General features: G+C 62.9%; 19 protein-coding genes. 11 read left to right on the forward strand and 8 right to left on the reverse strand.

The window, feature by feature from the left end; genetic code table 11:
* Positions 1-125: 125 nt before the first annotated feature.
* The 6 genes from JOE60_RS15645 to JOE60_RS15670 all read left to right on the forward strand — a co-directional run bounded on the left by JOE60_RS15645 (position 126) and on the right by JOE60_RS15670 (position 6,839).
* A complete protein-coding gene (locus JOE60_RS15645) occupies positions 126-1,139 on the forward strand; it encodes a hydroxyacid dehydrogenase (protein ID WP_167267463.1) in 1,014 nt (337 codons plus the stop codon).
* A gap of 61 nt (positions 1,140-1,200) precedes the next feature.
* Positions 1,201-2,481 carry an ABC transporter substrate-binding protein gene (locus JOE60_RS15650; RefSeq protein ID WP_167267465.1) on the forward strand — a complete coding sequence of 427 codons (1,281 nt, stop codon included), beginning with the start codon at positions 1,201-1,203 and terminating at the stop codon, positions 2,479-2,481.
* 8 nt (positions 2,482-2,489) lie between these two features.
* On the forward strand, positions 2,490-3,416 hold the full coding sequence (locus JOE60_RS15655; protein WP_167267467.1) for a carbohydrate ABC transporter permease: 927 nt from the start codon (positions 2,490-2,492) through the stop codon (positions 3,414-3,416).
* Positions 3,416-4,354 (forward strand): carbohydrate ABC transporter permease, encoded by a 939-nt coding sequence (locus JOE60_RS15660; protein ID WP_167267469.1) that lies wholly within the window; start codon positions 3,416-3,418, stop codon positions 4,352-4,354. Before JOE60_RS15655 ends, JOE60_RS15660 begins: the two co-directional genes overlap by 1 nt.
* A gap of 5 nt (positions 4,355-4,359) precedes the next feature.
* Positions 4,360-5,067, forward strand: a complete 708-nt coding sequence (locus JOE60_RS15665; RefSeq protein ID WP_338112574.1) for a DUF624 domain-containing protein — start codon at positions 4,360-4,362, stop codon at positions 5,065-5,067.
* Positions 5,068-5,084: 17 nt separating this feature from the next.
* A complete protein-coding gene (locus JOE60_RS15670) occupies positions 5,085-6,839 on the forward strand; it encodes a glycoside hydrolase family 35 protein (RefSeq protein WP_167267473.1) in 1,755 nt (584 codons plus the stop codon).
* 99 nt (positions 6,840-6,938) lie between these two features.
* Here JOE60_RS15670 and JOE60_RS15675 read toward each other — a convergent pair whose 3' ends face one another.
* Positions 6,939-7,283 (reverse strand): hypothetical protein, encoded by a 345-nt coding sequence (locus JOE60_RS15675; RefSeq protein WP_167267475.1) that lies wholly within the window; start codon positions 7,281-7,283, stop codon positions 6,939-6,941.
* 106 nt (positions 7,284-7,389) lie between these two features.
* On the opposite strand from JOE60_RS15675, the gene JOE60_RS15680 reads away from it, so the two are divergent.
* The 3 genes from JOE60_RS15680 (at position 7,390) to JOE60_RS15690 (ending at position 9,070) form a co-directional block, all read left to right on the forward strand.
* Complete coding sequence (locus tag JOE60_RS15680) at positions 7,390-8,040, forward strand: CG0192-related protein (protein ID WP_167267477.1); 651 nt, start codon at positions 7,390-7,392, stop codon at positions 8,038-8,040.
* 101 nt (positions 8,041-8,141) lie between these two features.
* Positions 8,142-8,558: a hypothetical protein gene (locus JOE60_RS15685; RefSeq protein WP_167267479.1), complete on the forward strand. Its 417-nt coding sequence runs from the start codon at positions 8,142-8,144 to the stop codon at positions 8,556-8,558.
* Positions 8,559-8,671: 113 nt separating this feature from the next.
* A complete protein-coding gene (locus tag JOE60_RS15690) occupies positions 8,672-9,070 on the forward strand; it encodes a flagellar basal body-associated FliL family protein (RefSeq protein WP_167267116.1) in 399 nt (132 codons plus the stop codon).
* A gap of 1 nt (position 9,071) precedes the next feature.
* Here JOE60_RS15690 and JOE60_RS15695 read toward each other — a convergent pair whose 3' ends face one another.
* The 7 genes from JOE60_RS15695 to JOE60_RS15725 all read right to left on the reverse strand — a co-directional run bounded on the left by JOE60_RS15695 (position 9,072) and on the right by JOE60_RS15725 (position 15,757).
* Positions 9,072-9,500, reverse strand: a complete 429-nt coding sequence (locus JOE60_RS15695) for a heat shock protein transcriptional repressor HspR (RefSeq protein ID WP_167267481.1) — start codon at positions 9,498-9,500, stop codon at positions 9,072-9,074.
* A gap of 10 nt (positions 9,501-9,510) precedes the next feature.
* Positions 9,511-10,494 carry a DnaJ C-terminal domain-containing protein gene (locus JOE60_RS15700; RefSeq protein ID WP_167267484.1) on the reverse strand — a complete coding sequence of 328 codons (984 nt, stop codon included), beginning with the start codon at positions 10,492-10,494 and terminating at the stop codon, positions 9,511-9,513.
* 91 nt (positions 10,495-10,585) lie between these two features.
* Complete coding sequence (locus JOE60_RS15705; protein WP_167267485.1) at positions 10,586-11,245, reverse strand: nucleotide exchange factor GrpE; 660 nt, start codon at positions 11,243-11,245, stop codon at positions 10,586-10,588.
* A gap of 2 nt (positions 11,246-11,247) precedes the next feature.
* Entirely contained in the window at positions 11,248-13,110 is a 1,863-nt protein-coding gene (gene dnaK / locus JOE60_RS15710) for a molecular chaperone DnaK (protein WP_167267487.1), read from the reverse strand.
* 199 nt (positions 13,111-13,309) lie between these two features.
* A complete protein-coding gene (locus JOE60_RS15715; protein WP_167267756.1) occupies positions 13,310-14,200 on the reverse strand; it encodes a DUF817 family protein in 891 nt (296 codons plus the stop codon).
* Positions 14,193-14,978: an oxygenase MpaB family protein gene (locus JOE60_RS15720; RefSeq protein ID WP_167267489.1), complete on the reverse strand. Its 786-nt coding sequence runs from the start codon at positions 14,976-14,978 to the stop codon at positions 14,193-14,195. The genes JOE60_RS15715 and JOE60_RS15720 overlap by 8 nt, the downstream gene beginning before the upstream one ends.
* Before the next feature lie 17 nt (positions 14,979-14,995).
* On the reverse strand, positions 14,996-15,757 hold the full coding sequence (locus JOE60_RS15725; protein WP_167267491.1) for a TetR/AcrR family transcriptional regulator: 762 nt from the start codon (positions 15,755-15,757) through the stop codon (positions 14,996-14,998).
* A 142-nt stretch (positions 15,758-15,899) separates the two neighbouring features.
* Here JOE60_RS15725 and JOE60_RS15730 point away from each other — a divergent pair, with 142 nt between their 5' ends.
* Together JOE60_RS15730 and JOE60_RS15735 are read left to right on the forward strand one after the other, a co-directional pair.
* Entirely contained in the window at positions 15,900-16,832 is a 933-nt protein-coding gene (locus JOE60_RS15730; protein ID WP_167267493.1) for an NAD-dependent epimerase/dehydratase family protein, read from the forward strand.
* Between the two features lie 107 nt (positions 16,833-16,939).
* Complete coding sequence (locus tag JOE60_RS15735) at positions 16,940-17,749, forward strand: CPBP family intramembrane glutamic endopeptidase (protein ID WP_167267495.1); 810 nt, start codon at positions 16,940-16,942, stop codon at positions 17,747-17,749.
* Positions 17,750-17,809: the final 60 nt, after the last annotated feature.

The following is a 17,809-nucleotide window of genomic DNA, read 5'->3' on the forward strand; positions in this document are numbered from 1 at the left end:
CAGATCAAGTTCGTTTGAGTTGGATGAACTGTCTTGTTTATGAGTATGTACTGATTATTAGATGTGATGCAACACATAAATTACGGTCGAACAGACCACGAAATTCCGAAGGGAGGATCCCCTCAATGTCGCTCAAGCCCCAGGCACTGCTGGTCATGAATAGCGGAACCTTTGCTGACCAGTTTGATTCCACACGAATGGAGCGGCTGGCCGGAATGGTGGACCTTGGCGGGCAGCCGTGGACGGAATCCCTGGACGAACCGCATCTGGCGGACCGCTTGGAAGAAGTGGAAATCCTGCTGACAAGCTGGGGAGTTCCGCAGCTCAATGCAGAACGCCTGGAACGCATGCCCAAGCTCCGGGCAGTGTTCCACTGTGCAGGAACAGTGCGCAGCTTTGTGAGCGAGGAACTGTGGGACCGCGGCATCACCGTCACCAACGGCGCCGACGCCAACGCGATCCCCGTAGCCGAGTTCACGTTCGCCTCAATAGTCCTGGCAGGCAAAAGGGCCCATGTTCTTTCCAACGATGCCCGCACCTACCGGGACGACTGGAGCTACCTTGGCGGCCGCGGCGAGCTGGGGAACATTGGACGCGTCATTGGCGTGGTGGGCTTCTCGCGCATCGGCCGCCGCGTGGTCCAGCTCGTCCAGCAACTCCAGGACGTCACCTGCCTGGTCAGCGATCCCTACGCCGATCCCCTCGAGGTAGCGGCAGCAGGCGGCAGGCTGGTCAGCCTCCGGGAACTCCTGCCGGTGTCCGACGTTGTCACCATTCACGCACCTGCCCTCCCGGAGACCCGGAACATGATCAGCACCCCGGAGCTCAGGGCCATGAAGGACCACGCAACGCTCATCAACACCGCGCGTGGTTCCCTGGTGGACACTGCGGCGCTGGAAGCCGAATGCAGGAGCGGCCGGATCACAGCGCTGTTGGATGTCACCGAACCCGAACCCCTTCCGGCCCACTCCATCCTCTACGACCTCCCCAACGTGATCCTCACTCCGCACATCGCGGGATCACTGGGAACCGAAACCCGCCGGATGTCCGATGCCGCGCTGGATGACCTTGAACGGTACCTCGCCGGCAAGGACCTCCTGGCCGAGGTAGTCCACGCAGATCTTGGCCTCAGCGCCTGACCCCCAAAACCACATGCCGCATCTGCGGCAGACTTAATACCCAGTACTAAAGGAGAACGCAATGAAGCGCACAACCCTCGCCGCAATCGCCCTTGCGGTGACTGCAGGGCTCGGACTCACCGGCTGTGCCGGCGCTGCAGGTCCCGCCGAACCGCAGGCGGCCGAAGGCAAAACCAGGCTGACTGTCTCGGTGTGGAACTACGAGGGAACCCCGGAGTTCAAGGCCCTCTTTGACAGCTACGAGGCTGCCAACCCGAACATCGACATTGAGCCCGTGGACATCCTGGCCGATGACTATCCCCAGAAAGTCACCACCATGCTGGCCGGCGGTGACACCACTGACGTGCTCACCATGAAGAACGTGATCGATTACTCCCGCTACGCCAACAACGGCCAGCTGCAGGAGATCAACAGCGTGGTGGACAAGGTGGGCAAGGACAACCTCGCCGGAATGGATGCCTTCAACATGGACGGCAAGTACTTCGCCGCTCCCTACCGCCAGGACTTCTGGCTGCTCTACTACAACAAGGATCTGTTCAAGGCCGCCGGGATCGAGGACCCCAAGGACCTGACGTGGGAGAAGTACACGGAGATCGCCAAGAAGCTGTCCTCCGAAAGCGGCGGCAAGAAGGTGTACGGCACCTACCACCACATCTGGCGTTCGGTGGTCCAGGCCATCGCAGCGGCCCAGAACGGTGCTGACCAAAACAGCGGCGACTACGGCTTCATGGAGGACCAGTACAACACCGCACTGGACCTGCAGAAGTCCGGCGCCACCTTGGACTTCGGCACCGCCAAGAGCCAGAAGACCAGCTACCGCACCATGTTCGAGTCCGGCCAGGCAGCCATGATGCCCATGGGTACCTGGTACATCGCCGGCATCCTCCAGGCCAAGAAGGACGGCAAGACCAACGTCAACTGGGGCTTGGCTCCGATGCCGCAGAAGAACGACGACGGCAAGGTCACCACGTTCGGTTCGCCCACGGCCTTCGCCGTGAACAAGAACGCAACGCACTCCGATGAGGCCAAGAAGTTCATCGAGTGGGCTGCCGGTGAAGAAGGCGCCAAGGCGATCTCCAAGATCGGCGTGGTCCCTGCCCTGCAGAACGATTCCATCACCGCTGAGTACTTCAAGCTGGACGGCATGCCCACGGACGAGCTGTCCAAGAAGGCCTTCACGCCGGACACCACCGAGCTGGAAATGCCCGTCAGCGACAAGTCAGCCGCCACGGACAAGATCCTCAACCAGGAGCACGATCTGATCATGGTGGGCGAGCGCTCCGTCACTGATGGCATTGCTGAGATGGGCAAGCGCGTCAAGAGCGAAGTCCTGGGACAGTAACCTCCGCCATGACAACCGAAACCGTTACCAAGCCTGTTGCCCCGGTTCACAGCCGGGGCAACAGGAAGCAGGCCCGGCGCAACACGCTGATCGGGTGGACGTTCATTCTTCCGAACTTCCTTGGCTTCCTGGCCTTCACCCTCATCCCGGTGATTGCCGCGTTCGCGCTTTCCTTCATGGAGTGGACCTCGTTCAGCTCACCCAAGTGGGTTGGCCTGGCCAACTTCCAGAGGATGTTCGCCTCCGATTCCTTCTGGATCGCCCTCCGCAACACCGTTGTGTACGCTTTGGGCCACGTGCCGCTCACCATGGCGCTGGCCCTCATCCTGGCGATGCTGCTGAACCGTAAGCTCAAGGGCATCGGCTTCTTCCGGGTGGCTATCTTCTTCCCGTACATCACCTCCCTGGTTGCGGTGGCCGTGGTCTGGAACATGCTGTTCAGCCCGGACAGCGGCCCCATCAACCAGTTCCTGGGCGCCATCGGCATTGCCAACCCACCGGGCTGGACCTCCAGTTCCGATTGGGCCCTCCCCGCCGTGATCATCACCAGTGTGTGGCGGGATATGGGCTACTACATGGTGCTGTATTTGGCCGGCCTGCAGGCGATTCCCACCGAGCTCTACGAAGCCGCCGAGGTTGACGGTGCCAGTGCCTGGCAACGGTTCTGGAATGTCACCATCCCGTCCCTGCGCCCCACCACGTTCTTTGTGGTGGTCATGCTGACGGTCTCCAGCTTCAAGGTGTTCGACCTGATTGTGGTCATGACCAACGGCGGCCCGGGACGCTCCACCACGGTGCTCTCGCAGCTCATTTACCAGGAGGGCATCGGCGAAGGTAAGTTCGGGTATTCCTCGGCCATCTCGCTGGTCCTGTTCATCATCGTGCTGACGGTCACCGTCCTGCAGTTCAAGATCCAACAGCGGAGGGAACGCTGATGACCAACATGGCCGAAGACCTCAAAGCCACCCACCTGAAAGACGCCGCCCCTTCCCCGTCGGCGCCCAGCGCGGAAGACCGTCGTCGTACGGACCGTAAGCGCTCCCCGCGCGAAGCAAAAAAGCGGACCGCCAACATCGTGATCTACGGCGTCCTGGTGGTCCTGGTGGTGGCGCTCATGGTGCCGTTCATCTGGATGCTTTCTTCCTCGCTGAAGGAGAACAACCAGGTCCTGACCGTTCCCATCCAGTGGATTCCGCAGGAGTTTGTGTGGAGCAACTACACGGACATCTGGACCCGTATCCCCATGATGGGCTACTTGCAGAACTCGCTCTACCTGGCAGTGATCATCACCTGCCTCCAGGTCCTGACGGGTTCGCTGGCTGCCTACGGTTTCTCCAAGGTCCGTTTCCCGGGCCGCGACGTGTTGTTCCTCGCCTACATCGGCACCATCGCGGTTCCGTGGCAGGCCTACATGGTGCCGCAGTACATCATGATGCAGAACCTGGGCCTCACCAACAGCTTCAACGCCTTGATCCTCCTGCAGGCGTTCGGCGCGTTCGGCGTGTTCCTGATGCGCCAGTACTACATGACCATCCCGGATGAGCTCTGCGAGGCTGCCCGGATCGATGGCCTGAGCGAGTACGGCATCTGGGCGCGGGTGATCCTTCCGCTGTCCAAGCCGGCCCTGGCCAGCCTGGCGCTGCTGACGTTCGTGAACACATGGAACGACTACATGGGCCCGTTCATCTACCTCACTTCCAACCGCCTCTGGACCGTCCAGTTGGGCCTTCGGTCCTTCGTGGGCCAGTTCGACGCCGAATACGCCATGATCATGACCGGCTCAGTGATCTCCGTGATCCCCATCCTGATCATCTTCCTGATCGGCCAGCGCTACTTCATCCAGGGCATCGCCACCAGCGGGATGAAAGGATGAGTGTTGTGGGTGGAACAAAACGGCGCGGCCTGGCAGGCAGAATCCCCAGCCCGGGGTTCGAGGCTTTTGGCAGCATCTTTGGTTTTATCTACACCTTCCTCGCCGGAAATGTGCTGATGGCGCTGGCCAACGCCCCGTTGGTACTCTCCCTGGCGCTGGTGGCAGATCCGGCGGCAGCCTGGCCCTTCTTCCTGGCGCTCTCCGTCACCGTCGCACCGTCCCTGGCCGGTATCTTCGCGGCCTTCAAGGCATTGAACGACGACGGCGGTGCGGTCAAGCCCGTGGCGGCCTTCCTCCGCGGGTACAAGCGCAGCTTCGGAAAGGCCGCGCTGTTGGGCGTCGGGGCGGTGGCCCTCCTGATGTTCCTGGGCGTGGACCTGGCCGTCGTTCAGAACCAGGCCATCCCGGGCGCCGCAGTTTTGGTGCCCTTGATCGTCGTAGCAGCCGCCGTGACGGTGAGCCTCACCGTCACGGCGATTGCCGGCGTCGTGCTGTTGCCCGAGGCGAAGCTCAAGAGCGTGCTGAAAGCCTCGCTGTATCTGGTGGTTCAGCGCTGGTACCTCAGCGCAGCCATGCTGATCCTGCTGGGAATCATCGTGTCCGCGGCCGTGATGCAGCCTGTCCTTGGCGTTGCCCTGGCTCCGGCCCCGCTGTTGTTCGTGATCTGGAGCAACGCACAGTACGCTTTCCATGCCGTTCTCCGTTCGGCCTGATTTTTTAGGATTTTTAGTTGCAGACCTTCGCAATCGGCCGTCAGGACTTCCTCCTGGACGATCAGCCCTTCCGTATCCTCTCCGGAGCCATCCACTACTTCCGGGTCCACCCGGACTTGTGGGCGGACCGGATTGAGAAGGCCCGGCTGATGGGTCTGAACACCATCGAAACCTATGTGCCCTGGAATGAGCATTCCCCCGTTCCCGGCGCTTTTGTGTGCGACGGTGGGCTGGATCTTGGCCGGTTCCTGGACCTGGTGGCCGACGCCGGGATGCAGGCCATTGTGCGTCCCGGGCCGTATATCTGTGCCGAGTGGGACAACGGTGGACTTCCTGCCTGGCTCTTCACCGATCCCACCGTGGGAGTGCGCAGCAGCGAAGCCGGCTACCTTGCCGCCGTCTCCTCCTACATGGAGTCCGTGCTGGAGGTTGTGGTGCCGCGGCAAATCACCCGGGGCGGCCCCGTGGTCTTGTTCCAGATCGAGAACGAGTACGGCGCTTACGGCAGCGACAAGGCCTATCTGCAGCACTTGGTGGACCTGTCCAAGCGGTTGGGTGTTGATGTTCCGCTGTTCACTTGCGACCAGCCTTTCGGCACCATGATCGAGGACGGCTCGCTGCCCGAACTCCACAAGACAGGAACGTTTGGGTCACGCGCGGATGAGCGGCTGGCTTTCCTGCGGGATCGTCAGCCCACCGGCCCTCTGATGTGCGCAGAGTTCTGGAACGGCTGGTTCGACAACTGGGGCACGCACCACCACACCACCGACGCCGCTGCTTCCGCCGCCGAGCTGGATGCGCTGCTGACAGCCGGGGCTTCGGTGAACATTTACATGTTCCACGGCGGAACCAACTTCGGGTTCACCAACGGCGCCAACGACAAGGGTATTTACGAGCCCACCATTACCTCGTACGACTACGACGCGCCGTTGTCGGAAGACGGACACCCCACGGCAAAGTACTTCGCGTTCCGGGACGTCATCGCCAAGCACTTCCCGGTTCCTTCCGAGGTGCCGCTTGGGCGGACGCCTGTTCCGGAATCTTCGGTCGAGGTCTCTCTCACTGTGTTCTTGCTCGACGTTCCGGTGGCCACGCAGCTGGTTCCTGGCTCTGTCCCACCGGTGGAAGTGACCGGGTCCTACCGGGGCTTCTACCTCTACCAGGCCACGTTGCCGGAGGGCGGGGTCCTGTCCTTCACGGAGATCCGCGACAGGGCACAGTTCTTCCTGGACGGCGTTCCTGTGGGCGTGTTAAGCCGCGAAATGGGCGAGCGTTCCGTGGTGATCCCCTCCGGCGGCCGCCTGCAGGTCCTGCTGGAGGACCAGGGCCGGGTGAACTACGGCCAACGGATCGGCGAGGCCAAGGGCCTGATGGGTCCCGCGATGCTGAACGGCAGTGAGGTGCTGGGGTGGGACGTCTCGGCCGTGGAACTCGACTCCCTGGAGGCCTTCCGTGCCGCCAAGGAACCGCTGCGCGACGCGGAACGCCCGGATGCCAGCGTGGCCGGTCCGTCCATCTCCTTTGCCACCTTCGAAGCTGACGGGCCGGGCGACCGTTTCCTTCGCCTGGACGGTTGGACCAAGGGCAACGCCTTCATCAACGGCTTCAACCTCGGACGGTACTGGAGCCGCGGACCCCAGCGCACGCTCTATGTTCCCGGTCCGCTCATTCGGGAAGGCGCCAACGAGCTCGCCATCCTGGAACTGCACGGGAGCGCCACGCGCAAGGTAACGTTCGCCGTCGGCCCCGACCTCGGCCCCGACGAAAAGTAACGCTCTCTCACATCCCACCGCTTAAACCCGAACGCTCTCTCACCAAGTGAGAGAGCGTTCGGGTTTTCAGGCTGTTATGTGAGAGAGCGAGCGGCGGCGCTATTGTGCGCGGCAGAGCTCGCCATACTTGGTGCCGGCTTCCTGGTAGGCCTGGCCGAGCTCGCCCAGCTTTGCCTCGTCCGGGGTTTCCTTGGACAGCTCGTCCATGTACTCCGTGATGGCCGTGACAACCGGCTTCATGTCGGAGGAAGCAACGGGCTCAATGGGCCGCATGGCGTTGGCAACGCGGTTGGCTGCGGTCTTGCTCTGGCTCTGGGGGATGCCGGCAGCAACGACGCCCACACGGTCGCAGGTCTCTGCGGTGGTCAGCTGTTGCTGAGCGGAACAGGCGGATGCCGTGGCAATAAGTCCGGCAGCGATCAGGACAGTGGTGAGTTTCTTCATGATTCCCTTGATGGTCGACGTCCCTTTGATTGTAAACAGAGCAGGCGTAAGGCCGCGCATCGGACTCCATTCATAACGGGCTGCGCCCTGCCCTAGGCTGGGTGTCATGGCGATCATTCACAAGGCAACATTGTCCCCGTCCAAGCTCGAACTCATCGCTGACTACCTGCCGGACCAGCCCTGGTTCATCCAGGAGGGCACACCGGAGCTGATCGGCGCCTACCGGTTCGATGATCCCGCCGGTGAAGTGGGCCTGGAAACCCACGTTGTCACCACCGGAGACCGCATCTACCAGGTCCCCCTGAGCTACCGCGGCTACGAGCTCGCCGGTGCAAGCGAATGGTTGATCGGCACCATGGACCATTCCGTCCTGGGCAAGCGCTGGGTGTACGACGCCTGCGCAGATCCCGTGTACGTCAAAGCTCTGGCAACCGCCATCATCACCGGCCAGCAGGAAGCACCCTTGATGGTGGAGGGCGAGTCTGATCCCCGCCCCAGCAGCGTGACGGTCAAGGGCAGTGGAACGCTCGACGGCGGCGTCCCCGCCTTGAGTGCCTCGGCTCCGGTCTCGGGAAGTGGCGTGACCATCATTGATGCCGGGGGTCTCCGTCTGAAGGTGGCCCGGGTCCTTGACGTTGCTGCCCACGATGCCGTGAACTCTGCTGCCGCTCCAGAGCTGCATGGAGAACTGACGCTGAACGGCCAGTGGGCCGGACTGGAGAAGCCCGTGGAGCTGGCAGCCGTGATCCGCGACTGACATTCAACGTTCCTTCCCAGTTACTCCTGGGCACCTGTTGGCCGCGGGGACTCGGGGCGTAGGCTGGCCAACGAGGCCACTTACTCCGTTAGGGGTGCACCATGAACAAACCGCAGAACATCATTCCCGCCGCCCAGGACCTAGCCCGCGAGTGGGTGACACATGCGGCAGAAGGCACGTCGTCCCAAGCCGATGCCGTGGTCAGGTGGGCGCTGTCCCGCATCGACCACGCAGATGTCCCGGGCGTCGTTTACGGCGTCATGCTCACCTTGACCGGCAACAAGAAATCGGCCAAGGAAGCTCAACGCACAGCAGCCACGGCTGTCAAGAAAGCAACCCGGGCGCTGAGCCGGAAGTCCCCGCAGCGACGCTCACGCCGGGGCACCTGGGTGATCGCCGTGGCCGGTGCCATTCTGGGCGTTGGTGCGGTGCTGGCCTGGCGGATGATGGTGCCTCCGGGCGAACCTGAGCCGAAACGGCAGGAGCCGCCAGCTCCCCCCATGCCGCCTGTCCCATAAGCCGTGGGCGGGCCCTACTTACCACGGGTTCTCAGCATGCTTACGATGGAGTTGCATGACCACTGCCCGCCGTATGCACGGACACTGAACGCCCACCGGAAAGATGAATTCCCATGGCAAAGAGAACCACCCAGAAGACCACACTGCCGAAGTCCACTGCCGCTGGCCGCGGACCGGGCCGAACGCTGTGGCTGATCGCAGCGGGACTCGTCGCTGGTGTAGCTGGCGGGATCTTCGCCTTCCGCATGCTGGTGCCGCAGGCTTCATCCACGTCCAAACCTTCACAGCCCAACCCGCCCCAAGAGATCCTGGTCCATGAAGAGCCTGTGGAGATCTCCACCAGGATGCGTCCGGGCGAATGGACCGAGGAATCCTTGGAGGGCCACCTGGAGGAGTACCGTCAACAGATCCGGGACATGGGCGCTTCAGACTCCCAGATTGTCACCAGCGTTGACCGGACCGACGACGGCGCGGCAGTAGTTGTGGTCAGCTGGGACAGGTCCCGGGCTTAGCCTAGAGACTTTCGCCTTGGCGGGGCCTCCACACCACCACGGCCTGCGACCTCGCCCGGGGTCGCTGGCCGCGGGCCAAGCTCACAACATCTCCGGCAGCTCCAGCGGCAAAAACCCTTGCGTCCACGGGAGAGCGGCGACGTGAGAGTTCCTCGGTCAACTCGCTCACCCGGTATTGCAGCGCTGCCACCTGGTTTTCGAGTTCCAGGATCCGCTTAATACCCTCCAGGGAGACGCCGGACTGCGAAAGGCGCTGGACCTCACGCAGTTTATTGACGTCGTTCTGCGAGTAGCGGCGTGACTTTCCGGGGGCGCGGCTGGGCGAGACGATGCCCAAACGGTCGTACTGGCGCAACGTCTGCGGATGCATGTCGGCAAGCTCCGCAGCGACGGAGATGACAAAGATCGGCTGGTTGACGTCGATTGCCATGACCGCCTCCTTACAACCGGGCCTTTGCGGCCAGGTCATGACGCGGGTCCGCGTCGGTGGTGGCGGCAGCGAATGCCTTCACAGCTTCCTCCGCTTCCTTGTTCAGGTTCTGCGGTACCGCGACGTCGATGGTCACCAACAGGTCGCCGGTTACCTTGGACGTTTTCACGCCACGGCCCTTGACCCGAAGGGTTCGGCCTGAGGGTGTTCCCGCCGGAACGCGGACCTTGACGGTGTCGCCGTCGAGTGTTGGCACCTCGATAGTGGCACCCAGCGCAGCCTCCGCGAACGTGACGGGCACGTGGATGCGGATGTTGTCGCCGTCGCGGTGGAAGAAGTCGTGCGGCTTCACGCTGACCGTGATGATGAGGTCGCCGTTGCCGGCAGGACCAGTGTTGCCCTTGCCGCGCTGGCGGACTTTTTGACCGTCCTTGATGCCGGCGGGGATCTTGACGTCGATCACGTTGCCGTTGCTTTCACGCAGGCTCACCGTGGTGCCCTTGATGGAACCGGCAAAGGAGATGGAGGTAGTGGCGGTCCGGTCCGAGCCCTTCTGCGGTGCGCGCTGGAACCCCGTGGGGCCAGCGCCGCCGAAGCCGCCGCCGAACAGGTCTGCGAACTCGGGCGGAATACCTCCACCACCGGCCGGCTGACGGGCACCGGGCCCGCCGCCAAACAAGCCGCCGAACAGGTCCTCGAACCCGCCGTTGGCACCTGCACCACCACGACCACCGGCACCCGGGGCGAACCGGGCTCCGCCTCCCATGGCACGGATGGCATCGTATTGCTGCCGGTCCTCAGGACTCGACAACACCGAGTAGGCCTCGGAAATGTCCTTGAACTTCTTCTCCGCTGCAGCATCCCCGGCATTGGTGTCCGGGTGGTACTGGCGGGCAAGCTTGCGGTAAGCCTTTTTGATGTCCGCGTCGGACGCGTCCTTGGCAATACCAAGGATCGCGTAAAAATCCTTTTCAACCCAGTCCTGGCTGGCCAAGAGCGTTTCCTTTCGTCGTCGGAACAAGATGGCAGTTCATGCCAATGTTTAGTTCAAACACTGTCACGAACTGCCATCTCGCGGGGTGGTGCTAGGCCGGGACAGCCACAATAACCTGGGCCGCGCGCAGGACCCGCTCGCCGGAGCGGTAACCGGAACGCAAGACCTGGCTGACCGTGTCCACCTGGATGTCTTCGCCCGGCTGCTGGATGAGTGCCTCGTGGACGGTGGGGTCGAATTCGACTCCGGTGTCCGCGATGCGTTCCAGTCCGTACGTCTTCAGCGCGGTCTCCAGCTTGGTGGCGATGGCAGCGAAGGGGCCGCCTTCAAGGTCACCGTGCTGGCGTGCGGCGTCGATGTCGTCCAACACCGGGAGCAGGGAGTTGAGGACGCCGATCACGGCCATCTCTCCTGCTACGGCGCGGTCGCGTTCAACGCGCTTGCGGTAGTTGACGTACTCAGCCTGCAGGCGGAGGAGGTCGTTGCGGAGCTCCGTTGCCTGGGCTTCAGCTGCAGCACCGGGGGCTACCGATTCCTCGGCCGGCACCTCTACCCCGTTGAGGATTTCCTCAGCCTGGGAGAGGGCATCGCCATCCGTGGGAGCGGCGTTGCCGTCCGCGGGAGCCGCGGCTTCGCTGTCGGCGTGACGGGCCGCCCCGGTCTCCGGATCAACCTTGCGGTTGTCCCGAATGATCGGCTTGCGCGGCTCGTTGCCTTCAGAGTGCTCTGCTTCGTTGCCGTGGTGAGGCATGGCTACTTCTTCGCTTCGTCGTCGTCGATGATCTCGGCGTCGACGATGTCCTCGTCGGCGGCCTTTTCACCGGCAGGAGCACCTTCAGCACCTGCACCCGGAGCATCAGCTGCGGAGGCCTGCGAGTAGATGGCTTCGCCGAGCTTGGTCTGGGAAGCCTGCAGCTTCTCGAACGCCGTCTTCACAGCGGCGTCGTCGGTGCCTTCCAGTGCGGACTTGAGGGCGTCGACGTCGGCCTTGACCTCGGTCTTGACTTCCTCGGGCAGCTTGTCGTCGTTGTCGGCGATCAGCTTGTCCACGGAGTAGGCGAGCTGCTCTGCGGAGTTGCGGGTGTCCGTAGCTTCGCGGCGTGCCTTGTCCTCGGCTGCGTGCTCCTCGGCTTCACGGACCATGCGGTCGATGTCGTCCTTGGACAGTGCCGTGCCACCGGTGATGGTCATGGACTGTTCCTTGCCAGTGCCCTTGTCCTTGGCGGACACGTGGACAATGCCGTTGGCGTCGATGTCGAAGGTGACCTCAACCTGCGGAACACCACGGGGTGCCGGGGCGATTCCGGTCAGTTCGAACGTGCCCAGCGGCTTGTTGTCGCGGGTGAACTCACGCTCGCCCTGGAAGACCTGGATGGCCACGGACGGCTGGTTGTCGTCAGCAGTGGTGAAGGTCTCGGAACGCTTGGTGGGGATGGCGGTGTTGCGCTCGATGAGGTGCGTCATGACACCACCCTTGGTTTCGATGCCGAGGGACAGCGGAGTGACGTCGATGAGGAGGACGTCCTTGCGCTCACCCTTCAGGACACCGGCCTGCAGTGCGGCACCAACGGCCACAACTTCGTCCGGGTTGACGCCCTTGTTGGGCTCCTTGCCGCCGGCGAGTTCCTTGACGAGCTCGGAAACAGCAGGCATGCGGGTGGATCCACCGACGAGGACGATGTGGTCGATGTCCGAAACCTTGATGCCGGCTTCTGCGATGACGTCGTTGAACGGCTTCTTGGTGCGGTCCAGCAGGTCCTTGGTGAGGTCCTGGAACTTGGCACGGGTCAGCTGCTCATCCAGGTGGACCGGGCCGTCGGGGGTGACGGAGAGGTACTGGAGGGAGATGTTGGTGCTGGTGGAGGAAGACAGTTCCTTCTTGGCCTGCTCAGCAGCTTCACGCAAGCGCTGGAGGGCGATCTTGTCCTTGGAGAGGTCGATTCCCTTGACCTTCAGCTGGCCCAGGAGCCACTCGACAACGCGGTTGTCCCAGTCGTCGCCACCGAGGCGGTTGTCACCGGCGGTTGCGCGGACCTGGATGGTGGAGAAGTTGTCCTCGTCCTTGCCAACCTCGAGGAGGGAGACGTCGAAGGTTCCGCCACCGAGGTCGAAGACCAGGATGAGTTCGTCTTCCTTGCCCTTGTCCAGGCCGTAGGCCAGTGCGGCCGCAGTCGGCTCGTTGACAATCCGGAGAACGTTCAGGCCTGCGATTTCGCCGGCTTCCTTGGTGGACTGGCGCTCGGCGTCGTTGAAGTAAGCCGGGACGGTGATCACAGCGTCGGTGACCTTTTCGCCCAAGTAGCTCTCGGCGTCGTTCTTAAGCTTCATGAGGATACGCGCGGAGATTTCCTGCGGCGTGTACTTCTTGTCATCGATGGCGACGTTCCAGTCGGTGCCCATGTGGCGCTTGACCGAAGCGATGGTGCGATCGATGTTGTTGACGGCCTGGCGCTTGGCGATTTCGCCAACCAGGACTTCGCCGGACTTGGAGAACGCAACCACCGACGGCGTGGTGCGGCCGCCTTCTGCGTTGGCGATGACGGTGGGCTCGCCACCTTCGAGAACAGAGACCACGGAGTTGGTGGTTCCGAGGTCGATACCTACTGCACGTGACATATCTTGTTTCCTTTCAATGGCCGATGTTGGAGATTGCGCCCGGCAGCACTCCACAGGGCGGATGTCTTGCCGGGGCCCACTCAACAATCGGCTAGTTGAGCGTTCTGCACTCAACTGTACTCAGCCTCAGAAAGATGTCAATCCAAAGTTGAGTGGAGTGCGCTCAACTTTGGATTTCGGGAACAGAAAACCACCGGAATCACGGGGCTGCGGGGCTGGTTTCGCCTACGGTGAACTGCTCATCCCGGGCCAGCGGCTCAGGCTTGTACACCCACGCCACCAGCACCACGGAGATGATCATCAGCAGGAACCAGGCCAGCAATTTGTCCATCGAGACGGCCTGCCAGCCATCCAACTGGTTCGGATAGAGCCACGCCCTCGACCAGGTCCCGATGTTCTCCGCAAACCAAATAAACAGAGCCACCAGCACGAAGGACACCACGATGGGCATACGGAATCGACGCCGGAACACCCGGAAATGCATCACGCACCGCCCGTAGACAAGCACGACGGCGGCCAGCAGCACCCAGCGCAGGTCAATGATGTAGTGGTGCGAGAAGAAGTTCACGTAGATCGCCCCCGCCACCAAAGCCGTGATCCAACGCCGTGGGTACCGGTCAAAGCGGAGGTCGAACAACCGGAACACCCGCACCATGTAGGAGCCAACCGCCGCGTACATGAAGCCGCTGAACAGGGGCACAGCACCGATGCGCAGGAAGCCCTCAGCCTCATAGGCCCAGGAGCCGACGTCCGTTTTGAACAGCTCCATCACTGTGCCCACCACATGGAACAGCAGGATCACGCGCAGTTCCCGCAGGGTTTCCAACCGGAAAACGATCATCAGGATTTGGATGACGACGGCAGCAAGGGTCAGGAAATCGTTGCGCGCCAGCCCCGCATCCTGGGGATACCAGAGCCTGGCACCAATGATCACCGCGAGCAACGCTGCGCCAAAGATGCAGGCCCACGCCTGCTTCAGCCCGAACACCACAAACTCGGTGAGCCCGGCCCGCATGCGCCCCGGCGAACGGTCAAGATAGCGGTGGGCGAGGGCGTCAATGGCCTGCTCCACCGAGGTCGGGTTACGCACCATGCGCCCCAGCGTCGAGCTGGCCCATGTAGTGGTCACGGGGCCACTGCCGGAGCTTCCGCGGCAACCGTGGGTACATCACGCCCAGCACTCTCATGGTCCTGCGGAACCGCCGTTCGCGGCGCGCACTCCATTCGAGGCCGAAGCCTTTGCGCACATGATCCGGCAGCAGGCCCGCCGTGAGGAAACGTGCAAGAGGCATTCCCAACCGCAGGAGCCACGGGCCCTTGGACGGCCACAGGAGGTCGGCCGCCACTTTCCGGGCCTGCGCATCCGGAGCAAGCCCCGCCACCCGGGTGGTCCAATACTCCGTGAAGGCTGCCCTATCCGGCGGCCACAGTGACTCAGGAAGCTGCAATGCGGTCCCGATCCGCGCGTACTCGCGGTAGATACGGTCGGCAGCATCGTCGTCGAGCTCTCCGTGAACCTGCTGGTAAACGGTCACGGCAGTGTCGTAAAGGGTGGCCGCCACCCACAACTGCGAGCCGGCGTCGAAGGCGTTGTATCCCGGAGTGGCGGCGTCCGCTCCGCGGCGGACCGGAGCATGGGCCCGGTTGACGAAACGCCGGACCGCATTCAGCTGCTCCTCGGAACCGTAAATCACCGCATACACGTACGTCATGGTGGCGCGGAGCCTGTCCAGGGGCCGCTCTGCAAAATTGCTGTGTTCAGCTATGCCGTGACCCACCCGGGGATCGGCAATCTGGAGGAGAATGGCGCGGCCCGCGCCGGCCAGGAGGACACCCTCCGCACCGATGTCAGCCAGTCCGCGAACCATCTGAATACTGTATCGCCCTAGCCTTGGAGCCCCACCGTGCCCTGAAGAACGGCCAGCTGATGCTCAAAAAGCTCGTCTCGGGCGGTAAATGTATCAGCGCCGTACTGACCGAATACTTCAAAGCTGATGGCCCCGAACACCGACGTCCACACCAAGACACCCCGCGCCAATGCCGCGTCCGGCGCCTCGAGATTCATCCCGGCGCGAATGGCCGCCAGGTCTTCGGCCAACGCGGCAGGAATCACGACGGCGGGAGGCACCTCGGCGTTGAGCGCACCTGCGCGATAGGCGGCATCGAAGATACCGACCAAGCGAACAATGACCCGCGTTCCCGGAATGGTGGTGCGCTCCCCCGGCGCTTGATACCCAGGGACGGGGCTGCCAAACAGCAGGGCGTAACTGGCGGGTTCACGGCTGGCCCATGCCCGGACGGCATGGGCCAGGGCCCTGAATTGCCCGGCAAAATCCTGCTCCGAAACCGCGCCTACGGCCACATCCACCTCATCACCAAGCTCGTTGTAGGCGTCGATGAGGAGGAGCGTGAGGAGTTCATCGCGGTTCTCCACGTAGCGGTACACAGCGGAAGACACGACGCCGAGATCCCTCGCCACGGCGCGCAGGGACAGGGCGGCAGCGCCGTGGAGCGCCAAGTGCTCCCGGCCCAAACGGATGATGTCGGCGATTGTCTGCGTGCGGGCACGTTCACGCGGCGTTGGGGGCTTCACATTGGCGTTGGACTTGGCTGTGGCCAGGACTACGGCGGACTCGGCAGACGTCATGTCCATAGCATGCCATAAGCGAGAGCGCCGTCAACAAAAAAGAGCACTGCTCTTGACATGGGTTCCCGCGAGCGTCATTCTGAATTCAGAGAGCACTGCTCTTGTTTTAGATTTCCAGACCATAAACCCCGAAGAAGGAATCATGTACGTCGTCACCGGAGCAGGTCCCGTTGGATACACCGTCGCTGAACAACTGGCAGAGCAAGGCCACCAGGTACGAATATTGACGCGCTCCGGCAGCGGCCCGGACCACCCCTTGGTGGAGCGCATGCGGGTAGATGCCTCCGATCCCCTGCGGTTGGCTGAGGCTGTGGCGGGTGCCGAAGCCGTTTTCCACTGCATCCACGGATCGGCCTACCGCGCAGCAGCCTGGGCAGCGGAACTCCCCCGGGCCGAGCACGTGGTGATGGATGCCGCGGCAGCTGCGGGCGCCGTCGTCGTTTTTCCCGAAAGTCTGTACTCTTACAGCGAGCCGGACCGGGTCATGACCGAGTCGAGTCCAAGGACGGCCAGCGGCGGTAAGCGCGGCATCCGCACCGCATTGCTCGCAGCCCGGCAGGCGCATGCGGCCAACACCGTGAGCGTTGTAGCCGGCGACTTCTTCGGACCGCGTGTGAAGATGGCGCATGCCGGCGAACGCATGGTGACCCCCATCCTGGCAGGCAAGACAGTGCAGTTCATCGGCTCAACCAAGCAGCCGCACTCCTTCACCTACGTCCCGGACCTCGCCGCTGCCATGATTGCGGCAGCGCGGAAACCCGCGTTGTGGAACACCGTACTGCACGCCCCCACCGGTCGTGGCGTGACCCAGGCCGACATGGCTGCAGCGCACGCGGAGGCCGCCGGTGTTGCAGCGCCGAAGGTGAGCGCCGTGCCCGGATGGGTGCTGCGGGCGGCCGGGATCGTCTCCACGGACATGCGTGAGTTGGCCGAAATGCTGTACCAGTTTGAGCACCCGTTCGTGATGGATTCATCGGAAAGCCAGCGACTCCTTGGCCTCCAACCGACTCCCCTCGCGGAAGCGGCAACGGCAACGATGACGTGGTGGCGTCAGGCCGCAAGGCAGGACACGTAGGACCGCCACCCATCGGCGCTTCCCGCGGGTGGGATAAGTTCTTGTTGGGGTAACTTCGCCCCATTGCCGGTTTCCGGCACAGCCAAACAGGCACCAGGGGCAGCATCATGGCAAATACCGCAGCATCAGGCTGGACATCGTTCTGGGAAAAGGGCGGATGGTGGCGCGCTCTGGTCCTGGCCGCAGGCTATCTGATCCTGTACAACCTGCTTTCACTCCCCTTGGGGCCACTGCTTGCCGGAATGCCGGACAGCAACGGGCCCGGAGCCATCTTTGTGGGGATCCTTCTTCCGATTCTGGTGGGATGCCTTCTCCTGGTGGCGTTCGGGTGGTCCATGGGGTGGCTGAAGGAACTGTTTGGCCGCCAACCTCTCCGCGGCAGCGGATGGATGTGGATCGCGATCGCGGTTGTCCTTGTGTTCAACATCCTGCGGATGGCCACCGTCGACTACAACGCCGCCGGCCTGGAAACAGTGGCAGCGTGGATGTTGTCGGGGCTCTTCATCGGCTTTGCTGAAGAGACGCTCACCCGTGGTTACGTCATCAAGCTCCTGCACCAAGCCCGCTACCGGGAAATCACAGTGGCGGCGATCTCTGGTGCAGTCTTCGCCGGTTTGCACGCCAGCAATCTGCTCTCCGGGCAGACGTTGATTGTGACAGCTTTCCAGCTGCTCTACACCTTTGCTTTCGGCATCTGCATGTACCTGGCCTACAGGCTGACGGGCAGGCTGATAGTTCCGATCCTCCTCCACGCCAGCACGGACCCCAGCATCTTCCTGCAGAGCGCCCACTCCGTGGATTCGCCGCTGGCTGCGTTCGCCGGATTGGGCAACATTGTGGTGATAGTGGTGGGGCTGGGATCGCTGTTCTTCATCCGGGGCAGGAGTGACGCCCCGGCCACAGTACCGGCGACATAGGGCGCCACGGCTGGCATACTCAATTCCATCGCATAGCCGGTGCCAGGACCATTGCCGGGA

It is taken from the genome of Paenarthrobacter ilicis, assembly GCF_016907545.1.
In the GTDB taxonomy this organism is placed as follows: domain Bacteria; phylum Actinomycetota; class Actinomycetes; order Actinomycetales; family Micrococcaceae; genus Arthrobacter; species Arthrobacter ilicis.